Origin of the sequence: Vibrio chagasii, assembly GCF_024347355.1 — a bacterium.
In the GTDB taxonomy this organism is placed as follows: Bacteria; Pseudomonadota; Gammaproteobacteria; order Enterobacterales; family Vibrionaceae; genus Vibrio; species Vibrio chagasii.
The window spans coordinates 1,353,445-1,376,951 of the sequence record NZ_AP025465.1 but is presented as its reverse complement, the minus strand read 5'-3'; the positions used below and the strand labels follow the sequence as shown (position 1 = coordinate 1,376,951).

General features: G+C 45.8%; 15 protein-coding genes and 2 pseudogenes. 6 read left to right on the top strand and 11 right to left on the bottom strand.

Going from position 1 to position 23,507, the window contains the following annotated elements; translation table 11 throughout:
- Positions 1 to 48: 48 nt before the first annotated feature.
- The 6 genes from pheT to OCV52_RS06315 form a co-directional block, all read right to left on the bottom strand.
- A complete protein-coding gene (gene pheT, locus OCV52_RS06340) occupies positions 49 to 2,451 on the bottom strand; it encodes a phenylalanine--tRNA ligase subunit beta (protein WP_137407497.1) in 2,403 nt (800 codons plus the stop codon).
- Between the two features lie 18 nt (positions 2,452 to 2,469).
- Positions 2,470 to 3,453: a phenylalanine--tRNA ligase subunit alpha gene (gene pheS, locus OCV52_RS06335; RefSeq protein WP_004741591.1), complete on the bottom strand. Its 984-nt coding sequence runs from the start codon at positions 3,451 to 3,453 to the stop codon at positions 2,470 to 2,472.
- 411 nt (positions 3,454 to 3,864) lie between these two features.
- Positions 3,865 to 5,073 (bottom strand): hypothetical protein, encoded by a 1,209-nt coding sequence (locus tag OCV52_RS06330; RefSeq protein WP_137407498.1) that lies wholly within the window; start codon positions 5,071 to 5,073, stop codon positions 3,865 to 3,867.
- 9 nt (positions 5,074 to 5,082) lie between these two features.
- Positions 5,083 to 5,904 carry an outer membrane lipoprotein-sorting protein gene (locus tag OCV52_RS06325; RefSeq protein ID WP_137407499.1) on the bottom strand — a complete coding sequence of 274 codons (822 nt, stop codon included), beginning with the start codon at positions 5,902 to 5,904 and terminating at the stop codon, positions 5,083 to 5,085.
- Between the two features lie 44 nt (positions 5,905 to 5,948).
- Entirely contained in the window at positions 5,949 to 8,411 is a 2,463-nt protein-coding gene (locus OCV52_RS06320; RefSeq protein WP_240700677.1) for an efflux RND transporter permease subunit, read from the bottom strand.
- 171 nt (positions 8,412 to 8,582) lie between these two features.
- Positions 8,583 to 9,368: a TetR/AcrR family transcriptional regulator gene (locus tag OCV52_RS06315; protein ID WP_004741595.1), complete on the bottom strand. Its 786-nt coding sequence runs from the start codon at positions 9,366 to 9,368 to the stop codon at positions 8,583 to 8,585.
- 422 nt (positions 9,369 to 9,790) lie between these two features.
- Between OCV52_RS06315 and OCV52_RS06310 the strand changes: the two genes are divergently transcribed.
- Positions 9,791 to 10,582, top strand: a complete 792-nt coding sequence (locus tag OCV52_RS06310) for a hypothetical protein (protein ID WP_128161037.1) — start codon at positions 9,791 to 9,793, stop codon at positions 10,580 to 10,582.
- Complete coding sequence (locus OCV52_RS06305; protein ID WP_137407542.1) at positions 10,503 to 11,255, top strand: hypothetical protein; 753 nt, start codon at positions 10,503 to 10,505, stop codon at positions 11,253 to 11,255. Before OCV52_RS06310 ends, OCV52_RS06305 begins: the two co-directional genes overlap by 80 nt.
- A 134-nt stretch (positions 11,256 to 11,389) precedes the next feature.
- Here OCV52_RS06305 and OCV52_RS06300 read toward each other — a convergent pair whose 3' ends face one another.
- The 5 genes from OCV52_RS06300 to OCV52_RS06280 all read right to left on the bottom strand — a co-directional run bounded on the left by OCV52_RS06300 (position 11,390) and on the right by OCV52_RS06280 (position 20,349).
- Positions 11,390 to 11,884, bottom strand: coding sequence for an outer membrane beta-barrel protein (locus OCV52_RS06300; RefSeq protein WP_004741598.1), 495 nt, complete (start codon positions 11,882 to 11,884; stop codon positions 11,390 to 11,392).
- Positions 11,885 to 12,027: 143 nt separating this feature from the next.
- Complete coding sequence (hrpA, locus tag OCV52_RS06295; RefSeq protein ID WP_390903399.1) at positions 12,028 to 15,891, bottom strand: ATP-dependent RNA helicase HrpA; 3,864 nt, start codon at positions 15,889 to 15,891, stop codon at positions 12,028 to 12,030.
- Between the two features lie 462 nt (positions 15,892 to 16,353).
- Positions 16,354 to 17,565: an L-lactate MFS transporter gene (locus tag OCV52_RS06290; RefSeq protein ID WP_137407502.1), complete on the bottom strand. Its 1,212-nt coding sequence runs from the start codon at positions 17,563 to 17,565 to the stop codon at positions 16,354 to 16,356.
- Positions 17,566 to 17,587: 22 nt separating this feature from the next.
- Positions 17,588 to 18,634 carry an alcohol dehydrogenase catalytic domain-containing protein gene (locus OCV52_RS06285; protein WP_137407503.1) on the bottom strand — a complete coding sequence of 349 codons (1,047 nt, stop codon included), beginning with the start codon at positions 18,632 to 18,634 and terminating at the stop codon, positions 17,588 to 17,590.
- Positions 18,635 to 19,032: 398 nt separating this feature from the next.
- Positions 19,033 to 20,349, bottom strand: a complete 1,317-nt coding sequence (locus tag OCV52_RS06280) for a MipA/OmpV family protein (protein WP_137407504.1) — start codon at positions 20,347 to 20,349, stop codon at positions 19,033 to 19,035.
- 81 nt (positions 20,350 to 20,430) lie between these two features.
- Between OCV52_RS06280 and OCV52_RS06275 the strand changes: the two genes are divergently transcribed.
- The 4 genes and pseudogenes from OCV52_RS06275 (at position 20,431) to OCV52_RS06265 (ending at position 23,467) form a co-directional block, all read left to right on the top strand.
- Positions 20,431 to 20,895, top strand: coding sequence for a VC1380 family protein (locus tag OCV52_RS06275; protein WP_137407505.1), 465 nt, complete (start codon positions 20,431 to 20,433; stop codon positions 20,893 to 20,895).
- A 23-nt stretch (positions 20,896 to 20,918) separates the two neighbouring features.
- Positions 20,919 to 22,104: pseudogene (locus OCV52_RS25640) on the top strand (alkaline phosphatase family protein); the annotation flags it as partial.
- Positions 22,105 to 22,184: 80 nt separating this feature from the next.
- Positions 22,185 to 22,907: pseudogene (locus OCV52_RS25635) on the top strand (alkaline phosphatase family protein); the annotation flags it as partial.
- Positions 22,908 to 23,017: 110 nt separating this feature from the next.
- Complete coding sequence (locus OCV52_RS06265; RefSeq protein WP_008222106.1) at positions 23,018 to 23,467, top strand: tellurite resistance TerB family protein; 450 nt, start codon at positions 23,018 to 23,020, stop codon at positions 23,465 to 23,467.
- The last annotated feature ends 40 nt before the right edge of the window (positions 23,468 to 23,507 follow it).

The window sequence follows — 23,507 nt, the reverse complement described above, 5'->3', positions numbered from 1 at the left end:
CATTGCTCGCAATGCGAGGCCTTTGATTTTTCTATCTATCAGAAGGGATTAGTCGCGAAGTGCTGCGCCGAATTTCTCTGAGATTGAAGCTACGATAGCATCTACTGAACCAGCGATGTCTGCATCTTCTAGCGTGCGTTCTACAGACTGTAGAGTCAGTGCGATAGCTAGGCTCTTCTTGCCTTCTTCTACGCCCTTACCTACGTAAACGTCGAACAGTTTAGCGTCTGTTAGGAATTCGCCACCAGCTGCGATACACGCTTCTACGATGTCGCCAGAAGCTACTGCTTCGTCAACAACAACCGCGATATCACGACGGTTTGCAGGGAACTTAGATACTGCAACTGCTTCTGGAAGCTCGCGAGTGTTGATAGCTGCCCATTCGATTTCGAATACGATAGTACGGCCGTTTAGACCAAACTTACGCTCTAGTTCTGGGTGAACAGTACCAATGATACCCACTTCCCTTTCTGTTTCTAAACCAGCGTCTACTACGATAGCCGCAGTTTGACCTGGGTGAAGTGCTGGGTGCTTAGCTGCTTTGAAGCTGTAAGCTTTTTCGTTCGCTGTTAGCTCTAGAACTGCTTCTAGGTCGCCTTTTAGGTCGAAGAAGTCAACAGTGTTAGTTGCAACGTCCCAGTGCTCTTCGCCACGAGTACCAGAGATAACGCCCGCAAGCATCATTTCTTGGCGCATGCCGTTTTCAGCTGTTTCTTCAGGGATGAAACGTAGGCCAGATTCGAATAGACGAACGCGTGGCTGTTGACGCTTCTGGTTGTGAACAACTGTGTTTAGAAGACCTTGGATTAGGCCAAGACGCATAGCTGACATGTCCGCAGAGATTGGGAATGGCAGGATTAGCGGCTCAACATCTGGAACGATCAGTTTTTGCTGTTCTGGTTCTACGAAGCTGTATGTAATTGCTTCGTGGTAACCACGGTCTACAAGAAGGTCACGAACGCGCTTAAGCGGTTGGTCAGCTTCTTTGTGGTCGTTCATTTTAAGTGCCGCTTTAGGCGCTTGGTTTGGAATGTTATCGTAACCGTAGATACGACCTACTTCTTCAATTAGGTCTTGCTCGATTGCGATATCGAAACGCCAAGATGGAGACGTTGCCGTCCAACCAGCGTCCGTAGTTTCCACTTCACAACCTAGACGAGTTAGGATTTCTACCACGTCTTCAGATGGGATTTCGTGACCTAGTAGGCTGTCTAGCTTAACGTGACGCAGAGATACTACGTTTGCTTTTGGTAGATCAGCTTCAGATTCGCTGCCGTTTACTGGCGCAACTTCACCACCACAGATATCAACTAGAAGCTGTGTTGCACGCTCCATTGCTGCTGCTTGAAGTGTTGAATCAACACCACGCTCGAAACGTAGAGAAGAATCTGTGTGCAGGCCGTAAGCACGTGCGCGACCACGGATGTGATCAGGTGCGAAGAATGCTGCTTCTAGAAGTACGTCTGTAGTTTCAGTAGTTACACCAGACTCTTCACCACCAAAGATACCAGCGATTGCTAGTGCTTTGTTGTGGTCAGCGATAACAAGCGTGTTGCTGTTTAGTTCAGCTTCGTTGCCATCTAGAAGTGTTAGTTTTTCGCCCTGCTCTGCTAGACGAACCACGATGCCACCTTCGATCTTAGCTAGATCGAATGCGTGCATTGGTTGGCCTTGCTCTAGCATCACGTAGTTTGTGATGTCTACAACTGAGTCGATTGAACGGATACCACAACGACGCAGTTTTTCTTGCATCCAGATTGGTGTTTCCGCTTTCACGTTTACGTTCTTAACCACACGGCCAAGGTAACGTGGACAAGCATCAGTTGCTTTGATTTCAACAGATACTGTGTCTTCAATGCTTGTTGCAACAGCTTCTACTGCAGGCTCTGTAACGTCTGCACGGTTTAGTACGCCAACTTCACGAGCAAGGCCACGGATGCTGAAGCAGTCTGCGCGGTTTGCTGTTAGGTCTACGTCGATAGTTACGTCGTTAAGCTCAAGAAGCTCACGTACGTCCATACCTAGCGTTGTGCCTTCTGGCAGCTCAAGGATGCCGTCAGACTCTACGTCGATACCTAGCTCAGAGAAAGAACAAAGCATGCCGTGCGATGGAACGCCACGTAGTTTTGCTTTCTTGATTTTGAAGTTACCAGGCAGTACTGCGCCAACTGTTGCTACTGCTACAGTTAGGCCAAGACGACAGTTAGATGCACCACATACGATGTCTAACAGCTCTTCTTCGCCGATATCAATTTTAGTTACTTGTAGTTTGTCTGCGTCTGGGTGCTGACCGCACTCAACCACTTTACCTACTTTAACGCCGGTGAATTCACCAGCAACAGGTTCTACATCGTCAACTTCCAAACCAGCCATAGTGATTTGGTGAGCTAGCTCTTCGCTGTTAATTGCAGGTTTAACCCACTCGCGTAGCCAAGATTCACTGAATTTCATAGTTTCGACTGCCCCGGATTACTTGAATTGTTTAAGGAAACGAAGGTCGTTCTCGAAGAACGCACGAAGGTCATTTACGCCGTAACGAAGCATCGTTAGACGCTCTACACCCATACCGAATGCAAAACCAGAGTATTTCTCAGGGTCGATGCCAACAGAGCGAAGTACGTTAGGGTGAACCATGCCACAACCTAGAACTTCTAGCCATTTGCCATCTTTACGTTTCACGTCAACTTCAGCTGAAGGCTCTGTGAACGGGAAGAATGAAGGACGGAAACGCACTTCAACTTCTTCTTCAAAGAAGTTACAAAGGAAATCGTTAAGAATGCCTTTAAGTTGTGCGAAGTTTACGTTCTCATCAACTAACATACCTTCCACTTGGTGGAACATTGGCGTGTGAGTTTGATCGTAGTCGTTACGGTAAACACGACCCGGAGCAATGAAGCGGAATGGCGGTTTGCCGTTTTCCATCGTACGGATTTGAACACCAGAAGTGTGCGTACGTAGCATTAGATCAGGGTTGAAGAAGAAAGTATCGTGATCAGTACGAGCTGGGTGATCGTCTGCGATGTTTAGTGCATCAAAGTTGTGGAATGCATCTTCGATCTCAGGGCCAGACTCAGTGTTAAAACCAAGCTCACCAAAGAACTGTTCGATACGCTCAACTGTGCGAGTAACTGGGTGAAGACCACCGTTCTCAATGCGACGACCTGGTAGGCTCACATCGATAGTTTCTTCAGCTAGTTTCGCTTCAAGCTCTGCACGTTGTAGTGCGTCTTTGCGAGCTGCGATCGCTTGTTGAACAGCACCTTTCGCTTTGTTGATCTCTTGACCAGCAGTGCGACGCTCTTCAGGTGGAAGTTTACCTAGGCTTTGTAGTTGAAGAGTTAGTTCACCCTTCTTACCTAAATACTGAACTCGCACTTCATCAAGTGCGACTAACGAATCTGCTGTATCAATAGCAGTCGTTGCATTAGCAATGATCTCTTCTAGATGTTGCATCATTTCCTCATCTACCAGTTGGTAGTGTCCGTATCGGATGATTAGTTTTTTTAGATAGCTACACATAGTAATCAAACACGCAACCAATGCCAAATTGAATCGCCAAAAGAACAAGTTATTGACTAAAAACACGGCAAATTTAACGTTAGAAAACAGAATTTCATTGAAATCTGTGAAATCAGAGAGAAACCGATACAAAAACGTCACCAAGTGAGACAGTTTGATTACATTCACCGAACCTAGGTTGAGGCAGTGTTGTTCACAGGATTTGGATAGGAAGGATGGAACCGAAATAAGTAGATAGAACTAAGATAAGAAACCAACGAGCGAGGTTTAAGGCCATCGCTCCTTGGTTTATTCATAGAAAAGCTGAATTTGAACGTAAAGAATTGAAGCTAAAACATCGAGCCTTTAGAAGTAATACTCCAACGCAACTTCGACAAAATCATCTTTGCGAGCGAAGAACAGCAAGTCCTCTGGGGTTTCGTTCTCAAACAGCCATGCGTTCAATCGCCACTTGAGGTTGTTGTTGATGCGACTAGAAGCTTCTAGCTTGGCACTGTAGACATCACTGTTATCTAAGTCTTGAGTGATACCAGTCAGCACTTCGGTGCCGTCTTCATCGTTCAAAGCGAAACGTGCCCCAAGGAACACATCATTTTGGCCGATGGTTTGGGCATTGTTGCCTCGGCTGTCATACAGGTATTCAGCGATGAAGCCGATGTCCCAGTACGATTCAAGCGCCCCAACCCAAGTGTATTCAAAGCCCGTTGCTACGCCGGTGTGGTTGTCGTAACTGTCGCGATAAATACTTTCCAGCTTCCATAACCAGTCGCCAATAATGCCTTGCACATCCAATCCGAAGTGCTGCATTTGTGCGTAGTATGGCTTGAGTTGGTTGCCTTGCACACGGTAATAAGGGTCGCGGTTTGTGCCGCCTAAGTAACTTAAACCGACATCCCAATCACCGTACATTTGGCTATAACGCAATGCCACATCAAGGTGCTTTTCTTCTCGCGAAGATTCGTAAAGCGCATCGTCCGATACTGGCACGGTTGGCCTTAATCGACCGTCTTCGCCTGCGAAGGTACGCTCACGAAAATACGGCAGTAACATGGCGTCGATGGTGCCCCACTCTTTTATCGAGGTGAAGTGCACCATAGGCTGACCTAACTTGGATTCGCCATCGACCGATTCAATGGCATCGGTCTGGTTTACCACATCCACTAAATGCGCCGATTCGGTTACGCCCCAAAATACCTTTCCAACACCCGCCCGCAGTTCGTAGTCGTCCCAGTAAGTGAGATACAAGGCTTCACGAATATCACCATGAGTTCGTTCATCGTCTTCGCTGTCTAGACGATAAAACGGGGTAAAGGTAAAGCTGCCATTACCCTCTTCTTGCTCCCAGTAAAACTCTGGCTGCAACACCAGTGAGCTTTGTCCTTTGTCTTGCCCTTGTAAACCGTCGCTAAAGAACTGCCTATGTTCAAGGTTAACCTGCCCTGCGATATCAGGGCTAAAGCCTGCCGCCACACAAGGCAACGACACCTGCATAAGCCCGACGGTCGCTGCCAAGGTTAAGGATAATTGGGTTCCTGTTGCCACAATCCTTTTCATATTCCTGCCTTATTTCGCACGTTTTAGTGTGTTCTTTTGGAAATCCTTGTCTTTAAGACCGGTCTGGAACACTAAATCTGTCGTGGTTAATACGGTGCTTTTACCTGTTTGATGGTTTTGCATCGCCATAGTGTGCGCACGCCAGTATTGGTTTAGGTACTGTTTGTAATCTTGGAACGATAGCGTCTTAAGTAGTGCGCCTTTACGGTCGTAAAACTCGACTTTCATTGGGCGATAGTGCTGTTGGTCTAGCCAGACTTTCTGCATGGTGTAGCCTGAGTTTTTGTCGGTCGGTACTTGCTCTAAAACAAAGGTGTCTACGCCTTCCAGTTTCGCGTCTTCAACATAGTTGAAGGTGTACTTTTCTAGCTCAAACGAGCTTAAGTCTTCATACGCAAATTCACTGCCCATAAACGGGCCCGATTTGTTACGTGAAGAGATGCGTTTCACACGCTTAAGTGCAGGCAGATACAACCACTGGTCATCGGATTTGGTGATGTGCGAATGGTTTAGGAAAGCCGTGCCTTTTACATCACGTGGCTCGTCAAAAATGGTTAAGCCTTTATCGCCATCGTTATCCACTTCTAATGATTTCAATCGCATCAGGCGTGTGCTGCTTTCACCCTGTTTATTGCGAAGTAGCATTTCCATAGTCGCGACAGAGTCGCCCCACCCGACATCGACAGCTTTACGTTGCTCGGCAATTTCTAAGCCTTTCGCTGGGTCTGCTAATACTGGGAAAGTTGCGAATGTGCCTATTGTTAACGTACCGACGCTCAATGAGCTGACTGCGAATAATGTAGTAACGAATGTTTGTTTAACGCTTTTCATAAATATCTCCTTGAGTCAGCCCACCGCAGCAGGCTGACGTTTCCTTATTTGGTCGATGTCGTCAGTTCAGCTGTTGGGCTAGGCTGCGACTTGTTGTCAGGCTTTGATTCGTGCTGAGTTTTAGCTGAGTAGTGGGTCTGCTTGTCGAAGATCATCAGTAGGCTTGGTAGCAAGATGAAGTCGACCACCAACGCAATGAAAATCACAATCGCGCTGAGTAAGCCCATGTCGGAGTTGAGTCTGAAGCTCGACATCGCCAGTACAGAGAAACCAGCCACGAGTACCACTGTGGTGATCCACAATGCTCGTCCAACCGTGTGGAAGGCGTATCGAACCGCTTCTTCTGCTGATTTCCCTTCAATTCTTGCGCGTTGGTATTTGCTCAAGAAGTGCACCGCATCATCAACCACAATACCCAGAGTGAGCGTTACCACCACGGACAAACCAAGGTTGATTTCACCAGATATAAGCGCCCATAGACCAAAGCCAATAATCGCAGGTGCAATGTTTGGCACTAGGCTGATCATGCCCAAGCGAACTGAGCGCAACGCAAAGATCATCAAGCCAGAGATAAGTACTAAGGTGATAGGCAGAGTCGATAACATGCTCGCCATGTTAGTTTCGCCAATGTGAGCAAACATCAGTGATGGGCTAGACGCGACCACTTCATACTGAGGTGCATTGGCAGCAAACCATGAGTAAATGCGCTCTTCGAGTTCGACTAGCTCAACACTGCCAAGGTTGTCGACGGTAAGTACCATTTTGATCGATGACTTATCGACGTTGATCTGGTTATTCAAGTCCAAGCCATACGGCAGAGACATCTCATAAAGCAGCAGGTATTGCGCAGCAAGTTCACGGTTAAGCGGCAGCTTGTAGTAGCTTTCATCGTCGCCATGCATGTTCTTGTTCAAACGCATGTAAACATCGGAAAGCGTTGCCACATGGTCGGTTTCTGGTTGAACACGGAGCCATTCAGTAAAGTCACCAATCGCTTGCAAAAACACAGGATCGGCAATCGCTTGAGACTCGTTAGTCTTAACCGCAATACTGATGGTGGTCATGCCGCTTACGGTCTCTTCCATGAAATCAGCCGCTTGCCTGAATTCGCTTGAGGTATCGAAATACTTCACCGATTCATCGTTCACTTTGTTGAGTGGAATTAACGCGGCAGCGCCAACAATGACCAGAGTTGAAATCGGCAGCAGTGCTTTACGGTTGGTGACGACAAAATCACCCAGCTTATGCATAAAAGTGATTTGGTCTTCCGCTTTAGGATTGGCAGATAGGCGTTTGACTGGCAGCAGTTTTAGCAACGCAGGCAACATAGTCACAGATAGGAAGCACGCAATGAGTACACCCAGTGCCGACAATTTACCGAAGTCACGCAGCACTGGAGAGTCCGACATGTTCATCATCAAGAAACCGATCGCAGTGGTCACTGAAGTAATCAGAATCGGCATCGCGTTGAGCTTGATACTGTATTGAATGGCCAGTGCTTTCTCCATTCCGCGTTGCATCGCTTGTCTCATGGTCACAATCACGTGAACACAATCGGCTACCGCCAAAGTTAAAACCAAGGTAGGCACATTCACGGTTGCGGTACTCAAGAACATCCCTGCCCAACCGGATAAACCCATGGTGGCAACAATTGAAGAGATGATCACAATAAGCGTCGCCACCACATTAAAGAACGAGCGCAGCATAAAGGTCAGGAACACCAGTACCACCAACAGCATTAACGGAACGAGCGTTGAGCTGTCTTGTTGAGCCGAGGTCATAAACGCATTGTTCATGGCAATGATGCCCGCTTTATGGAACTCGACATTAGGATACTGAGCTTGGTACTTACCGATCATGGCATTGATCGCCGCAATCACCTCTTGCACTTCTGCGGTTTTATCCACTTCTGGCAGCTGCACGGTTACGTTAACAATCGTCACATCGCCAGAGGCCGACACTAAGGCATTCTTAAGCAACGGTTCATTGAGGGCGATCTGTTTTACTTTGGCGATGCGCTCTGGTGTGTGTTCGTACTCTTCATACAGCAAGTCTTCTACCAAAAGATCATCTTCAATGGCTTCGGTGTGCTGATAATTGGCAAGGGAATCCACACGGCTTGAATACGGGATCTGCCACGCATCGACCGTGAGGTTTTGAATCAGGGTGAGAGTTTCTGGGGTGAAGACATTGCAATCTTCAGGTGCGACAACAATCGCAAGGTTGTCGGTTTTTGCAAAGGTGGTTTGGATTTCATCGAACGCCATCAACTGCTTGTTGGTGCCTTCGAAGAAGATGTTGTAGTCCCCTCTAAAGTAGAGGTTCTTGGCCCCTAATGCAGAGAGAATGATGATTGAAAACACCACCAGCAGAACGATAAACGATCGCTTGGTAGGTATTGAGTGCCAACTGTTTAGATCTGCGTTTGCACTATCGGCATTAGGGTTATCTCGGTTTTGCTGATCGAACGTGGGCTTCTGGCTGTCATGTTTCATCACAGTCTCCATTTGTGACGATTCGTCATATTTGTGTCATAAAAAGCCAGCCGAAGCTGACAAAAAACACAATTCTTAGTCAAACACTCAAGAAAACAGCAACCACAGTCGGTCAATCTCAAGTTTGTGACGAATCGTCAAAAATGGTTATTAATAAACCCACATATGTGGGTTTATTGGAAGCTATCGACCTACAGACTCTAAGTAAGCGATCTCTTCACTGAACAGTTCCTGTTCTACACGACGCCAAGTTTTGCGGTAATCCCAATCGCTAGAGAGGGGCTGCCAATTGAGGCCGTCTAGAATCATGTTCGCGTTGTGTAATACTGAATACGGGTCTTGTAACCGCTTAATACAATGACTGTTCGATGCGTTCTGTGACAAGGCATTTGAACCAAATGCAATTGACCAGTTAGCAAAAACGATGGCATCAGAACCAACACCAGAAGAGAACTTTAGGTCACCCGCTTCTACGGCTTGGTTAACCATAGAGTCGCATTGTTCAATCACCAACTCTTCCAGTTCATTCATCTCGGCGACGCGTGCACTAGACGCTTTCTCTAGTACCCACGGGCTTTTTGCCATGATCGCACAGGTTGATAATACCGGTTCCATGCGAGCATAGATTCGGTAAGCAACGTGCAGTGCGACGATCTTTTCACGTGTGTTGCCTTCAAACTCTCCAGAGCGAGCAAACATCATTGCTTCTGTCTTAAGAGAATGAATACATAACGCTAAAACGACGTCTTCTTTGCTGCAAAAGTGATTGTAGATTGTCCCTTTAGAATAAGAGCTCGCTGCCGTTAGCTTGTCCATTGTTAGGTTTCCGAACCCTTGTTCTCGAACCAGATCTTTCGCCAACAACATCAACTCTACTTCTCGGTCTGCAATAGACTGCTGCTTTTTAGACAACACGCCTTTGCAACCAAAGATACCTTGTTTATCGCCTTTACAACCAAAGCCAAACATAATTTCTCAGTCCGTATTTTAGCTTAACTATTATTTAAGCTTAGCCAGTATTTAAAACACTCCTATCCAATATGTTAACACGAATAGTAAATTCATGTAGTTAACCATTTTGTGACGCTTCGTCATTTTTGACTTATCGTCATAATAGCTCATTTATTGATCATATCAAGATGTTTTATAAATTTAATATAATCTGTGAATAACTGGGTGAATAGGTGAGGTAATTATCAATAGCAAAAATGTGTGATGGGTATGTGAACATCCTACGAAAAAATTGGCGTGTCATGCTGCCTTTATGGGGCAAACCTCTCCTTATGGTTAATATTTGTCTCACTGATGTGGTTTTCTGCTAAGTTGCTATAAATTCAGTAAGGGGTGACTTACAATAGAGTCAACGACCTACCTTTTTTGAGAACACGATATTGAGCGCCAAATATTCTTATTTAGCTTGGCAAGTGAATACTTCTAGCCCAGCAGAAAAGCTTGTTTTATTGATGCTTGCAGATGGTGCGGATGAATCCGGTTACACTAATGTGTGCCTGCAATCGGCAAGTCAGCTTTGTGCTCTCTCTACGTTTGGTTTAGCCGACTGCCTTAAGTGCCTAGTCGACCAAGGTATTCTCGATAAGGTAAAAGTAGACTATCGAGATCAAAAAGAGATCCACGTATTCAAACTGCTCATTGAGCAAGAGCAAGCTGCGGCGCCCGTTGAAGCTCAACCGGTCAATAGTATTCCGGTCTACTCTACGGCACCTGCACCTGCACCTGCACCTGCACCTGCACCTGCACCTAAGTTTCAGCCTGCTCCGGCACCAATGCAAAACATGCAACATGCCCCTCGCCCACAAAGTCGAGGCTCAATGACCAGCAACACGGTTTCTACTCATGACTTGGATGAAGAGATCATTCCAACATGGGCAGAACGTGCGTTTAAATTCTCCGGCCTTGCTGGTGACCATAGCTTAATATGGAAAAAATTTGTCCTCTGGTATAAAGCCAAAGCCAATGAACTCATGCCAATCTCTCGCATCGAATCTAAGTTGCAGTACTGGTTAGTTAACGAGAAGCAAAATGAAAGACAACAACAGCAGAAGACCTCTCAATATTCAGGAAATGCAGGACAAGCTCAAGGAAATGGGTATCGACAAAAGCTTAGCCCATCTGAACGCTTCAGGCAGCAGCTCATTCAAAAAGGCAAAAAGCCAACCTTCTGATCCTGCACCTGCAGTCGTTCCAGAAGTTTTACCGGCAGCTTCGTCGCCATCGGTACCTGTTGTTGAATCAGACACTGGCTCAAATCAACAAGTACCTGTCGTAGACCAAGATCCAGCAGAACTTGAGCTAACAGACTGGTGTATCCATGTGTTCGGCTCTTTCTTGAGCGTGTACGAGACTCAGTGGGAATACCAATACGGTAGTGAACCAAGCGGTAAGTTCATTGAGTTTGCTAACTCTGTCGATTCTGACGGCCTCAACCGCGTGCTAATGCACTGTCATGAACGTATTCAACTTGGCAACAGCTGGCCACCGCAAATGGGTGAGCTTTGGATTCTGAAAGACTCTTTGACGGAAGAAGAGCTGTTGGATAGCCGCATTCGAGTATTGTCTCGCACCGCTGCGAACAAGATTGAGAAATGGCTGATTCAAAACAAGCTATATGACTTGAAGCGAACAGCAGAAAACAAGCTAGATGGCCTGTTTAAAAAGTACTACTTGGAAGCGAAGCGTTTAGACGAGAAAGGCATGCTTGAAACGGAATTACCACAATTCCTACTTGCCGCTAACTCAGTGAAGAACTTGAACGATTTGAAGCGTGAAGAGTACGAAAGCAAACACGGTAAAGCGCTGAATCCAAGAATCCAACAGATTCTCAACAGCAAGAAATAGCCACTCGCTTTCTAGTGTGAAAAACACAATGAACAGATACAAAAATGCCAGCAATTAAGCTGGCATTTTTTATGAATTCTTACGAACTCTTTAGCGACTAAACAACCGTTATTTACGATCGCCTTACTGAGTAGTTACAGTAGGTGAATAGTTGCGTTTAGCGTGAATACGCCAGAGTCGTCATCTTTCATTTTGAAGTTTTGGTAGCTAGCGCCTACAGATAGAGGACCAAAGATGAAGTATTCTGCGCCTACGCCGTACATGATATCAACGTCGTCTTGCTTGAAGTTGTCGCCTTTCAGCTCGTATGAGTGAAGACCACCTTTCGCGTATACGTGAAGAGGACCGAAGTCGATGCTTGGTTTGATTGCTAGGTAAGCAGTGCTCGCATCTAGGTTTGTAAGATTACGGTTACCGTACTTAACGCTGTCGAAAGAGCCTAGATCCCAGTAACCCGCTTCAACACCGATAAGTGGCAGGATACCTGTACCCACATGGATACCCATTGCTGTTTCTTCTTCGTTACCTAATGAGTTTTGACCACCCATTACACCGCCGTACAACCAAGAATCAGCCATTGCTGTTGAAGATGCACCTAGCAGTGCTAGTGCCAATAACGTTTTTTTCATATTCGACCTTTTTCGTCCTAGTGGCAGGCCTTGAGTGGTAATAAATTGCCACCAAGTCGCCCTGTATGTAATAACTATTCAATTAGTAATGCAATAAGCAAGATTTATACCCAAACCTTGCCATTGCGTCTAGCATTATTCCTTTAGCAAGCATCGATTGCGTTTTTAACACGCTTATCTGACACTGGATAAGGCGTACCGAGTTGCTGTGCGAAGAAGCTTACACGAAGCTCTTCTATCATCCAACGCACCTCTTTTACGTTTTCTGGTACCGCGATCCCTTTTGGAATTTTATTCAGCAGCTCTTTGTAATCATTCATTACTGACTCAACTTTGATCATATGCAAACGATCTTTGTTAGGGTCAATTGGCAGCTTCTCCATGCGGCGTTCGATTGCCTTCATATAGCGTAGGATATCTGGCAAGCGTTTCCATCCACATTCTGTGGCAAAACCCTTAAAAATCAAACCTTCTACCTGAGCTTTTATGTCAGAAAGTGCAAATGCCATAGAAAGATCAACACGCCCCTTCAACTTCTTGCTGATGCTGAATGCCGTAGTAAGGATAGTTTCTACCTGTTGAGCAATCTCAACCACGGTATCACCCAACTCTGCACGTACGTATTCTTTCAATGCTTCAAACTGCTCTGGTTCCCAAACCAAACCGCCCTTCTCTTCGATCAGCTTATCAATACCACAAGCGATACAGTCATCGATAAGATCGAGAACCTTGCCGTATGGGTTGAAGTACAAGCCAAGTTTCGATTTATTCGGTAAGTTCGAGTGCAAGTATTTGATTGGCGACGGCACGTTCAACAAGATCAAACGACGCTGACCCGATTTCATTGCTGAGATCTGCTCTTGTTCCGTCTCGAACAGTTTGATCTCTACGCTGTCTTTGGTATCCACCAACGCTGGGAAGGCTTTTACATCGTAGCCACCGCGCTTCTGTTGGTAAACTTTTGGTAACTCACCAAAGCTCCACGTATGCAGGTTTTGCTGCTCGATATCGTCATCCGCAACTTTAGAAAGCGTCTCTTGAACTTTGTCTTTCAGGCTCTCTTTCAGTTCATGTAAGTCTTTGTGTTCTTTCAACTTACGTTTGCGATGATCCACCGCACGGAATGTTACCTTTAAGTGCTCTGGAATCTGGTCTAACTTCCAATCATCTCGTACCACTTCTACACCCGTCATGCGGCGTAGCTCTTTCTCAAGAGAATCCAGTAGCGGCGCTTCAAGTGGTGTCACACGAGCCAAGAACGCATCGGCATAATTTGGCGCAGGCACAAAGTTACGTCGTAACATCTTTGGTAGTGACTTGATTAGGCTAACCACCAATTCCTGACGTAGGCCTGGGATCTGCCAATCAAAACCGTTCTGGTCGATTTGGTTCAAGATAGGCAGCGGAATGTGAACCGTTACACCATCGTTGTCATCGCCCGGCTCAAACTGGTAACTCAGTTTTAATTTCAGGCCATTTTGGTGCCAGAAGTTCGGATAGTCTAAATCAGTAACGTGGCTTGCATCACCGCGGAACAGCATCGATTTCTCGAAGTTAAGTAGCTCTGGGGTCTCTTTGCTGGTTTTCTTCCACCAAGTATCAAAGTGACGGCCTGAAACCACCTCTTCGCCTACACGCTGATCGTAGAATTCAAACAGTTCATCATCATCGATCAAGATGTCACGACGACGGGATTTATGCTCTAGCTCTTCCACTTCTTGGAGAAGCTTGCGGTTCTGTTTGAAGAACGCGTGCTTAGTTTCCCACTCGCCTTCAACCAATGCGCTGCGTACAAACAACTCACGACTGATGGTTGGGTCAATCGCGCCATAGTTCACTAGGCGTTTAGGAACAATCGGGATTCCGTAAAGCATCACTTTTTCGTGCGCCATTACCGCCGCTTGTTTCTTCGACCAGTGTGGTTCACTGTAGCTGCGCTTGATTAGGTGCTTCGCTAACGGTTCAATCCACTCAGGCTGAATTTTAGCAATCACACGACCCCAAAGTTTTGAGGTTTCCACCAGCTCAGCAGACATGATCCACTTAGGCTGCTTCTTAAATAGGCCAGACGCAGGGAAGATATGGAAGCGTGCATTACGCGCACCTTGGTATTCATTCTTCTCTTGGTCTTTCATACCAATGTGAGAAAGCAAACCTGATAGCAACGACTGGTGAATGCCATCGTAACTACCCGGCTCATCGTTGAGCTTGGTATCCAATTCACGCATCGCTTGGTGAATTTGGAAGTACACATCTTGCCACTCACGAATACGCAGGTAGTTCAGGTAATCTTGCTTACACTGTTTACGGAACTGGTTACTCGACAGCGCTTTTTGCTGCTTCTTGATGTAGTCCCATAGGTTCACAAAAGTGATGAAGTCTGAGTCTTTATCGAAGAAACGCTTGTGCTTGTCGTCAGACGATTGCTGTTTGTCTGATGGACGTTCTCGCGGGTCTTGGATTGAAAGCGCAGACGCAATAACCATCACTTCGTGTAGACAGCGGTTGTTTGGCGCTTCGATAACCATGCGCGCTAAACGCGGGTCGATCGGTAGCTTAGACAGCTTACGACCAATTGCCGTTAGCTTCTTAGTATCGTCGCCTTGGTTCTTGTTCTTATTACTTGGCTTGCCCGATGCAATCGCACCTAGCTCTTCGAGCAGCCTTACACCATCTTGAATGTTGCGCTTATCTGGCGCTTCAACGAATGGGAAGGCTTGAATATCGCCCAAGCCTAGTGCTGTCATCTGAAGGATTACAGACGCTAGGTTGGTACGCAGGATCTCAGGATCGGTAAACTCTGGGCGTGACTCGAAATCTTCTTCAGAGTACAAGCGAATACAGATACCTTCAGCAACACGACCACAACGACCTTTACGCTGGTTCGCACTCGCTTGAGAAATCGGCTCAATCGGTAGACGTTGTACTTTGGTGCGGTAGCTATAGCGGCTAATGCGCGCCGTACCCGGGTCGATTACGTACTTGATGCCCGGAACCGTTAACGAGGTTTCTGCCACGTTGGTTGCCAGCACGATGCGTCGACCAGTATGAGACTGGAAGATACGGTTCTGCTCACCTGCCGAAAGACGCGCGTACAACGGTACAATCTCGGTATCACGCAGATTACGCTTACTTAGTGCGTCCGCAGTATCACGAATTTCACGCTCACCATTCATGAAGATCAGGATGTCGCCTAAGCCTTCATCACACAGCTCATCAACCGCTTCGAAGATACCTTCCATTTGGTCACGATCAGAATCGCTGTCGTCACCACCTAATGGACGGTAGCGCGTATCTACAGGGTAAGTACGGCCCGACACTTCAATGATTGGTGCATTGTCGAAGTGCTTAGAGAAACGCTCTGGGTCGATGGTTGCCGACGTGATGATCACTTTTAGATCAGGACGCTTTGGTAGCAACTCTTTCAGGTAACCCATGATGAAATCGATGTTCAGGCTACGTTCGTGCGCTTCATCGATAATGATGGTGTCGTACTGATTTAAGAAACGGTCGTGTTGAATCTCCGCCAGTAGAATACCGTCGGTCATCAGTTTGATTTGTGTGTTGTCAGAAATCTGGTCGTTGAATCGAACCTTATAACCAACAAATTCACCCAACTGGGTTTCCATCTCTTCGGCAATACGGTTCGCAACCGAACGCGCAGCAAGACGACGCGGCTGAGTATGACCAATTAGGCCAAAGCGACCACGGCCAAGCTCAGAACAGATCTTAGGAAGCTGAGTGGTTTTACCCGAACCCGTTTCACCCGCCACGATAACCACTTGGTTTTCTTCAATGGCTTTCGCAATATCATCACGCTTTTGGCTAACAGGGAGAATTTCTGGGTATTCAATGGTAGGTTTTTGCGCAGCACGCTGGGTTGCCGTCATCATCGATTGGGCAATGTCTAATGCGATTTCATCGAAAACAGCATGCTTAGATTTTTCGTTCTTAATACGGCTTGCACCAGAAATACGCTTACTTAGACGGAAGCGGTCGCGCATCATGCACTCATTTAAGGCCTTACGAAGAGAGGCTGGGCTATTTTGAGATGCGCTTGCTTTAGGTGCTTGTTGTTTGTTGTTTTGCTTTTTTTGATTAGCTTGATCAGCAGCAGAGTCCGATGTCGCGTTGGTATTCGCTACATGGTTATTTTTATCTGCTTTTTCCGGAGACGAAGTCACAGCGTGTCCTATTCTTTCTCTTATATAAACTCGCGCGATTGTAGCATAAAGGAAAGGAACGAGTTAACACAAAGCAAGGAATATTAGCTGCCTAAGCGCCTGCTGAAACAAGGGATAATGCAAACTAACGTGTTCAATTGTTATACTAAAAACTGAAGCTGATTATTGGTAGGCAATCGATGATTCGATTAAAAATGTTGGCTTAGATTGCCCAAGCCAACATTAGGTGGAAACACGTTATCGGTAGAGACTCTGAATTTAATAAGAGCCTCACCGTTCTCGCGTTTAATATTCCAGATTAACTTCGTCTTCTAATAGCACAGACTTATCGACCGGCTTCATTAGGTAATTCATTACGGTGATCGAAACCAGCAGAGCAGCGTAAGCCAAATAGGTATTTTCAGCCGTCCCCGCTACGGTAGCGAGTAATCCTCCGAAGAACCCTGACACACCCCATGCTGAATAGAGTATTCCAAAGTTGGTTCCATACGTCTTCAGACCATAATCCACCGCTGTTACTGGAGGGAAAACACCAAATAACGCACCATAAGACATGGCGCCTGCGGAGATACCGATCATTAGAGGAATGGTCGTTTCAATGGTTGTAAAAAAGACCATATTGACCGCTTGCAACATAAATATTAAGCCCAGTGTATGAACACGCCCTATCCTGTCGAAGACAACCCCACCAATCACTCGCCCTGCGGTATTAAAAATCGCTAATAAAATGATACCTAACGCAATTTCTTCAGCGGTTAATCCTATCGATTTACTGACGTTGCCAATAGAGCCGATGAGCATGATACCAGCTGCTGATGACACCATGAACATTAACCAGATCTGGTAAAATTGAGGGGTTTTCAGCATATCTAGCCACTGGATGTTTACGTCTGATCCATATTCAGCAGCCTTTCCTCCGGGAATTTCTGAAACATACCCTTTGGGTGGATTGACCAGAAGAGAAGCCATCGGGATCATAAAGAGCAAGCCGACACCAAGGATCTTGAACGTATCTAAAATGCCATAGTGTTCGATGAGAACGGTCGATAACGGAGCCAAATACAGTGCCGCCATCGCAAACCCACCAGCGGTTAAACCACTAACCAACCCCTTTCTGTTCTCTGGCCACCACTTCATAGTACACGGACCAATACAGGCATAAGCAAAGCCCATCCCCGCACCGACCATACACCCGAAGGTAACCTGCAATTCCGCTAATGTTGAGGCATAGCCGGACGCTAAAAGCCCCGCTCCGACAAGAAACACACCAAGTATTGTGACCTTCCTTGGCCCTATTTTGTCTTGCCATACCCCAGCCAAAAACAGACTTACCGAAAATGCGAACACGGAAGTCTGGTAAGGCCCATCTACGTCCTTAGGATCAACACCTAGCGCCTCAGCCAAAGGTTCACTGAAAACGCCCCATACATATAGGATACCGATCGATAGGTTCACGATTAAACCTATCACGAGTATTTTAAATGGTTTACTAATCAAGCTAACCTCAACAATTCGCTGTTTATGAACAATCGTTAGAAATGATGACTTTCAACGACTTGTGGTCTGAAGCATGGATAAATGTTGAATAAGCTTCTTCTGACTCTGTTAAATTGAACTGGTGACTAATCAGTTTTTGAGGTTCCAGATAACCCGCTCTAATTTGCTTGATTAACATTGGCGTTGTGTTGGTATGAACCATGCCAGCTGTCATAGTGAAGTTTCGTTTCCACATGTCTTCTAGGTTAATCGTTGCAGATTTACCGTGAACACCAAGCACCGCAATGTTGCCTCCTGGGCACACCAACTTCTGAGACATATCCCAACCAGCAGGAATGCCAATAGCTTCAATCACCACATCCACACCCACATCGTCTGTCATGTCGAGAATTTGCTGTACGGCGCTGCCATCTGAGTTATCGATCGCATGGGTTGCACCTAGCTCTTTAGCCACTTGCAGTCGATGAGGGTTAGTATCGATTGCATAGATTTCACTTGGAGTGAAGAACTTAGAGGTCATCAGAGCTGCAAGGCCAACGGGGCCACAACCAATAACGGCAACAGAGCAACCCGGCTGAACCTGACCATCCAATACACCCACTTCGTAACCCGTTGGGAAAATATCGCTCAATAAAACCAGAGAGTCTGTATCGATGTCGTCAGGGACAAGGTGCAGGCTTGTATCGCCATAAGGAACTCGAACGTATTCCGCTTGGCAGCCATCAATTTCATTACCAAGTAGCCAGCCACCATCTAAACATTGACCAAATTTAGACACTTGACACATTTTGCAGCTACCACATGAAGTAATACATGACACGATCACACGATCGCCTGGCTTAAAGTTACTCACCAACTCACCGCATTCTTCGACGATACCAACCCCTTCATGGCCCATGATTGTGCCTGGCTTAAATGTCGCAACGTTATTTCTTAATATATGTAAATCCGTACCACAAATTGTGGTTTTCTCGATTCTTACGATGACATCGCTTTGCTTCTCAATTGTAGGGATTGGACGTTCTTCCAATTTCGCGCTGTCTTTTCCATCAAATACATATGCTTTCATTATTCTTCCTAGCTGACGTTGTTGTTATATAAATTCGAGCTCATCATATAGACGCAATTAAATAATTAACGTGACCAGCACAGCGATTAACAATCGATTAACAGATAACAAACACAGTTAGAACACCATAAATACCCAGGATGTCGATATAATATAAGTCATTGTAAATAATATAAAAAAGTTAACAAGTAATGAAAGAAGGTTAAATAATCAAATAGTAGTAAAATCCGAAAAGGAGACAGGAAATATTAGATAATCAGAATAAACTCATATATTAGGTTTCAGTTGAAGTGGCTTTAGAATAGTTAATTATCAGTGACTAATAGTGATTAGCTCTTTTCTTTTATGATAAAAAATGCCGCTCTATTTGGAGCGGCATTTTTAGTAGATGTAATACTTTAGAACTCGTATTGGAAGTAAACCGTGTTGTAGTTACTGCCACCTTTGATACGTCCAAACTGGGACGCATTTTCAAAGATCGCCGATCGGTGATGCAGTGAGTAACCAAACCATAAATTGTTGAGGTCATTCTTACCGATAAGGTCACCGACGTTCACATCAAATGAGAAGTCCAAATAGTTTAACAGGTGGCTTGCCGTGTAGCCCTTACGATCCATTTCAGAGCCTTCGATATAAGTAATCGAATCTATGTAAGACATACCCTCTGCGACACCGAATCGCCACTGAGTTGGCCAGTTGAAGGTGTAGTACGCTTTAATTGCAATGATGTATTCCGTGCTACTGGATTGAACCTCTGAACTCCAATGGTGAGCGATACCTGGCGTTAAGTAGATATCCAACGGCAAACCAAAGATCTCATCAGTCAAAGGGTGGCCATAAAAGAATGATGTGAGTTGGTGATTGTACTCGTCTTTCTCGGTGTTGAATTTCATGATGTCGCCGATATTCGACGGCGTTGCCCAACCATGCGCCACACGTAAATAAGGTGCGTTGCTTAACTTAGGCTTAGGCGCTTTCTCTTTGTCATTAAAGAAACCAAAACCAAGGTAAAGTTCGCCTTGATAACGATCTTCGATAATGGAAGAGTCGTAGGCGTTATCATCCAATCGAGTCACACTGGTTGAACCCAATAGATAAAGGTTGGAGATAACATGGTAACGCGCTTCAACGCCAAGATTTAAATCTACACCTGCACCGATCGACTGACCCGCAGCTGAGTAGTACTCACTGTTAAAATCCGCACTCTTATAGCGCAGTGTTGCACTTGGGTAGAACTCCCAATCGCCAGTTTCGTACTTCGCTTTCGCACGCAAATTGCTGTGAAGGTTGAATTCACTATCACTCATGATTTCCGTTTCAACCGCCCACTGTTCGTCCAACTGGTATGTCAGTTGTCCACCATAGTCAGCGGTATCACCTTCAATCGCGTTCTGTGCAGAAGCCGGGATATCAATAAAGCGCATTCGAGATATGGCATTGAAAGACCATTTTTCATCTTCAGTTTGATATAGGTAAGCGCCCATTTCCGTGCCATCAATGAACACGTAGTCGTTTTTAAAGAACAACATCGGAACAAACGAACTTACTGTCTTATCACCACCAGACGTGTCATACGGGATACTGGCAGTACGGAACATTGCCGCAATGCCCCACTCTTGCTCTTCAGCAGCCCACGCCACGCTATTCGCTAAGAAAGCGTTACTTAATAGAATCGTCCCATACGAGATGAGCTTCGGTGAAATTTTGCGCTTCATTCTTGTTTAATTACTCTTTGTAATAAATTTTGTGGTACTGGTTAGACATTTATTGACCATTGTAGCCAACAAATTTTAGGTTTGATCGGAATAGACCGTTACAATGAAGAATATTCTCGGTTAAATGAAAGTATTGTGAAAGTCTCAGAATTACAAAACATTATAGACCACTTACCCAATGATTCCGACCCAGATATCGTTATGGGTGAGGAATGGTTGCCAGAGCGACTGATCAACACAAAGTTAGACGGTGAGATGCTCTTTCTTGAATTCGATAACGCCCCTGAAGAAAACCAAGGGGACAGCGAAGGCCGTGGCTTTGTTGAGCACGAGATCGCAATGATTCGAGAAAAACTCGAGCAAGTGTTGGATGAGCCTTCTGATACCAAAACGAAAGCCGACGCCCTATTAGCAATATTTCTGATGGGACATGAACTTTCTAGCTCAGAAGTTATCGAAATCCTGGAATCAACAGAGCCAGACATTGAACCCAATGAACATGAAATGGCCGCTCCACAATGTAACGCCGAAGCGCTGAACGACTAACCACCAAAGATTTAGGAATCGACTTGAAACGCCCGATGACATTTTCTCTTCCCTTCTTACTCGCTGGCCCTATTTTAAGAAAGACGACCAAAACTGAGGTTGTGCTTTGGGTTGTTACGAGCACACCACTCAATGGTAATGCAGAGCTATACAACCAAGGCCAAGAAGCCCCTTTCTATAGGTCACCACTGAGCGAACACGAATCGATTCAGGTCGGCACACATGCTTGGGTAAGCTTGATTCAATTAAAAGGTGAGTTTCCAACCAACACGCCTTTGGAATATCAGATAGAGACTGATCAAGGTGCGTTAACCAAGTTGGCTCCGCATTTAGTGTACCAAGAGCAACACGACACCACTGGTGCGCCAAGAATAGCCTTTAAAATATCGACCAGCGCCGACTACATCTTGCATGGTTCCTGTCGTAATCCTCATCATCCAAGCAAAGACAGCCTAGTCGCAGCCGATAATAAAGTTGAGCAGCAAGCCGTATTAGAGCGTCCAGATATGCTGATGATGAGCGGCGACCAGATCTACGCAGATCACGTTGCCGGTCCAACACTCGATGCGATTCATCAAGTGATTCAGCTACTTGGATTAGTGAGCGAAGCACTACCGACCGATTCATTAGACGGAAAAATCGATAGCAGTGAAGCTCTGTTTAACAGCGACTATCACCTCTATCAACGTGATCATTTACTACCGCACCATAACACATCACATTCATTGCTCGATAAGTTGTTCCCTAAACGCGGAATACCCATCTTCAGCTCCACTGATTGTGAAAATCACTTGGTGACCTTGTCTGAATTTATTGCCATGTATCTGCTGGTTTGGTCACCGACCTTGTGGCAGTGCATTAACCGCGAACGGTTGATCGAGAATAACTGCATGCAGGCTGGCCGCCAGCTCACACCAGCCGAGCAGCAACAATGGCGTGATGAAAGTGTCATCATCGATGATTTCATTGCCGGTCTGCCGCAAGTACAGCGTCTATTTGCTCATATTCCAACGTACATGATCTTCGATGATCATGATGTCACTGACGACTGGAACCTTACTGTTGGTTGGGAGCATGCGGTGGATCAAAACCAGTTTGCTACACAAGTCATTGGTAACGGCCTTGCGGCTTATTGGATGTGCCAAGGTTGGGGTAATGCACCGGAGAACTTCAACCACGATTTTATGGAGCAAACGAAAGAGCTGTTCTCGGAGTTGGTGAATACCAATCAGAGCGAAAAAGCTATTGAAGCGCCTATTGGGCAACTCGAACCTGCAAGACACAAACAGTATCTTGAAATGCTCGATCGCTTTGAAGAGTGGCACTACACCATCAACACTTCGCCGAAAGTGATTGTGTTGGATACTCGTACCCGCCGCTGGCGCTCCGAGTCTCGGATGAACAAACCGTCCGGCTTGATGGACTGGGAAGCATTGGTTGAACTCCAACATCAGTTACTTCATCAAGATAAAGTGGTGATTATCTCCGCCGCGCCGATGTTTGGCGTGAAGTTTATTGAAACGCTGCAAAAGATGGCTACCACAGTAGGTAAGCCACTGGTGATTGATGCTGAGAACTGGATGGCGCACCCTGGTAGTGCCAACACGCTGATTAGTATCTTTACTCATACCAAAACACCAACGAACTTCGTGGTACTTTCTGGTGATGTACACTACTCCTTTGCTTACGACATTAAGCTTAGATATCGCCGCAACAGTCCGAACATTTACCAGATTACCTGCAGCGGTATTAAAAACCAGTTCCCTGCGCCATTGCTAAAATTCTGCGACGTATGTGACCGGCTGTTGTATAGCCCACGCTCGGTGCTTAACTATTTCACCAAACGTAAGCGTTTAAAAATAGAAAAGCGAAGCCCAGACAATCAAACCTTCTATCGCCTTTCGAACCGCAGCGCGATTGGTGAATTAAGGCTAAATAGCGACGGCAAACCACAATCCATCACCACCCTAAGCGGCGATGGCAAAGTAACGCGTTTTCCAGAGCCAACCTAATATGTTCCTTATTACTGGCTTATACGTAATGTCAGTTTTAAGTAAAGGGGCTTGCGATCACACTCTGTAGGCCCAATAGTTATATTATTCACCATTACTGGAACGCTCTTATGTTTAATTCACTTACATCGTTATTTAAACAGTTGGTCGAAGGCTCTGATTTAGGCAAAACGCCTACTGCCTCACCAAACTTAGCTATCGCCAGTTTGTTATGCGAAGTCGCAGGCGCAGACCATGAGATCAACGAATCAGAACAAGAAGCGAAGTTGAACTTACTGCAACGTCTGTTGGGCATTACGGAAGAAGAGTCGAAAGCCTTGTTACAACAAGCTGAGCCGCAAGTTGAACAATCTGTTTCTTTGTATGATTTCACCTCCCAACTGCGTGAGCTATCACAGCCAGTGCGAATCGACCTGATTAAGGCAATGTGGGAAGTGGCTCATGCCGATGGAGAGATTGATCCACTTGAAGATTCAGTGATCAGAAAAACTGCTGAACTGCTCTACGTTGACCACAAAGATTTCATCAAGAGCAAACTTGACGTACTTGGCGAAGACTAAGCCAATCATGCAAACAAGCAGCGTTAGGCAATGAACCCAA

Excerpts from the sequence above, each read along its gene's own strand:
- OCV52_RS06320 (WP_240700677.1), bottom strand. The coding sequence starts at position 8,411 with ATGGAGACTGTGATGAAACATGACAGCCAGAAGCCCACGTTCGATCAG.
- OCV52_RS06280 (WP_137407504.1), bottom strand. The coding sequence starts at position 20,349 with ATGAAGCGCAAAATTTCACCGAAGCTCATCTCGTATGGGACGATTCTA.
- OCV52_RS06305 (WP_137407542.1), top strand. The coding sequence starts at position 10,503 with ATGGGTATCGACAAAAGCTTAGCCCATCTGAACGCTTCAGGCAGCAGC.
- pheS (WP_004741591.1), bottom strand. The coding sequence starts at position 3,453 with ATGCAACATCTAGAAGAGATCATTGCTAATGCAACGACTGCTATTGAT.
- OCV52_RS06300 (WP_004741598.1), bottom strand. The coding sequence starts at position 11,884 with ATGAAAAAAACGTTATTGGCACTAGCACTGCTAGGTGCATCTTCAACA.
- hrpA (WP_390903399.1), bottom strand. The coding sequence starts at position 15,891 with ATGATGCGCGACCGCTTCCGTCTAAGTAAGCGTATTTCTGGTGCAAGC.
- OCV52_RS06265 (WP_008222106.1), top strand. The coding sequence starts at position 23,018 with ATGTTTAATTCACTTACATCGTTATTTAAACAGTTGGTCGAAGGCTCT.
- OCV52_RS06325 (WP_137407499.1), bottom strand. The coding sequence starts at position 5,904 with ATGAAAAGCGTTAAACAAACATTCGTTACTACATTATTCGCAGTCAGC.
- OCV52_RS06285 (WP_137407503.1), bottom strand. The coding sequence starts at position 18,634 with ATGAAAGCATATGTATTTGATGGAAAAGACAGCGCGAAATTGGAAGAA.
- OCV52_RS06330 (WP_137407498.1), bottom strand. The coding sequence starts at position 5,073 with ATGAAAAGGATTGTGGCAACAGGAACCCAATTATCCTTAACCTTGGCA.
- pheT (WP_137407497.1), bottom strand. The coding sequence starts at position 2,451 with ATGAAATTCAGTGAATCTTGGCTACGCGAGTGGGTTAAACCTGCAATT.
- OCV52_RS06315 (WP_004741595.1), bottom strand. The coding sequence starts at position 9,368 with ATGTTTGGCTTTGGTTGTAAAGGCGATAAACAAGGTATCTTTGGTTGC.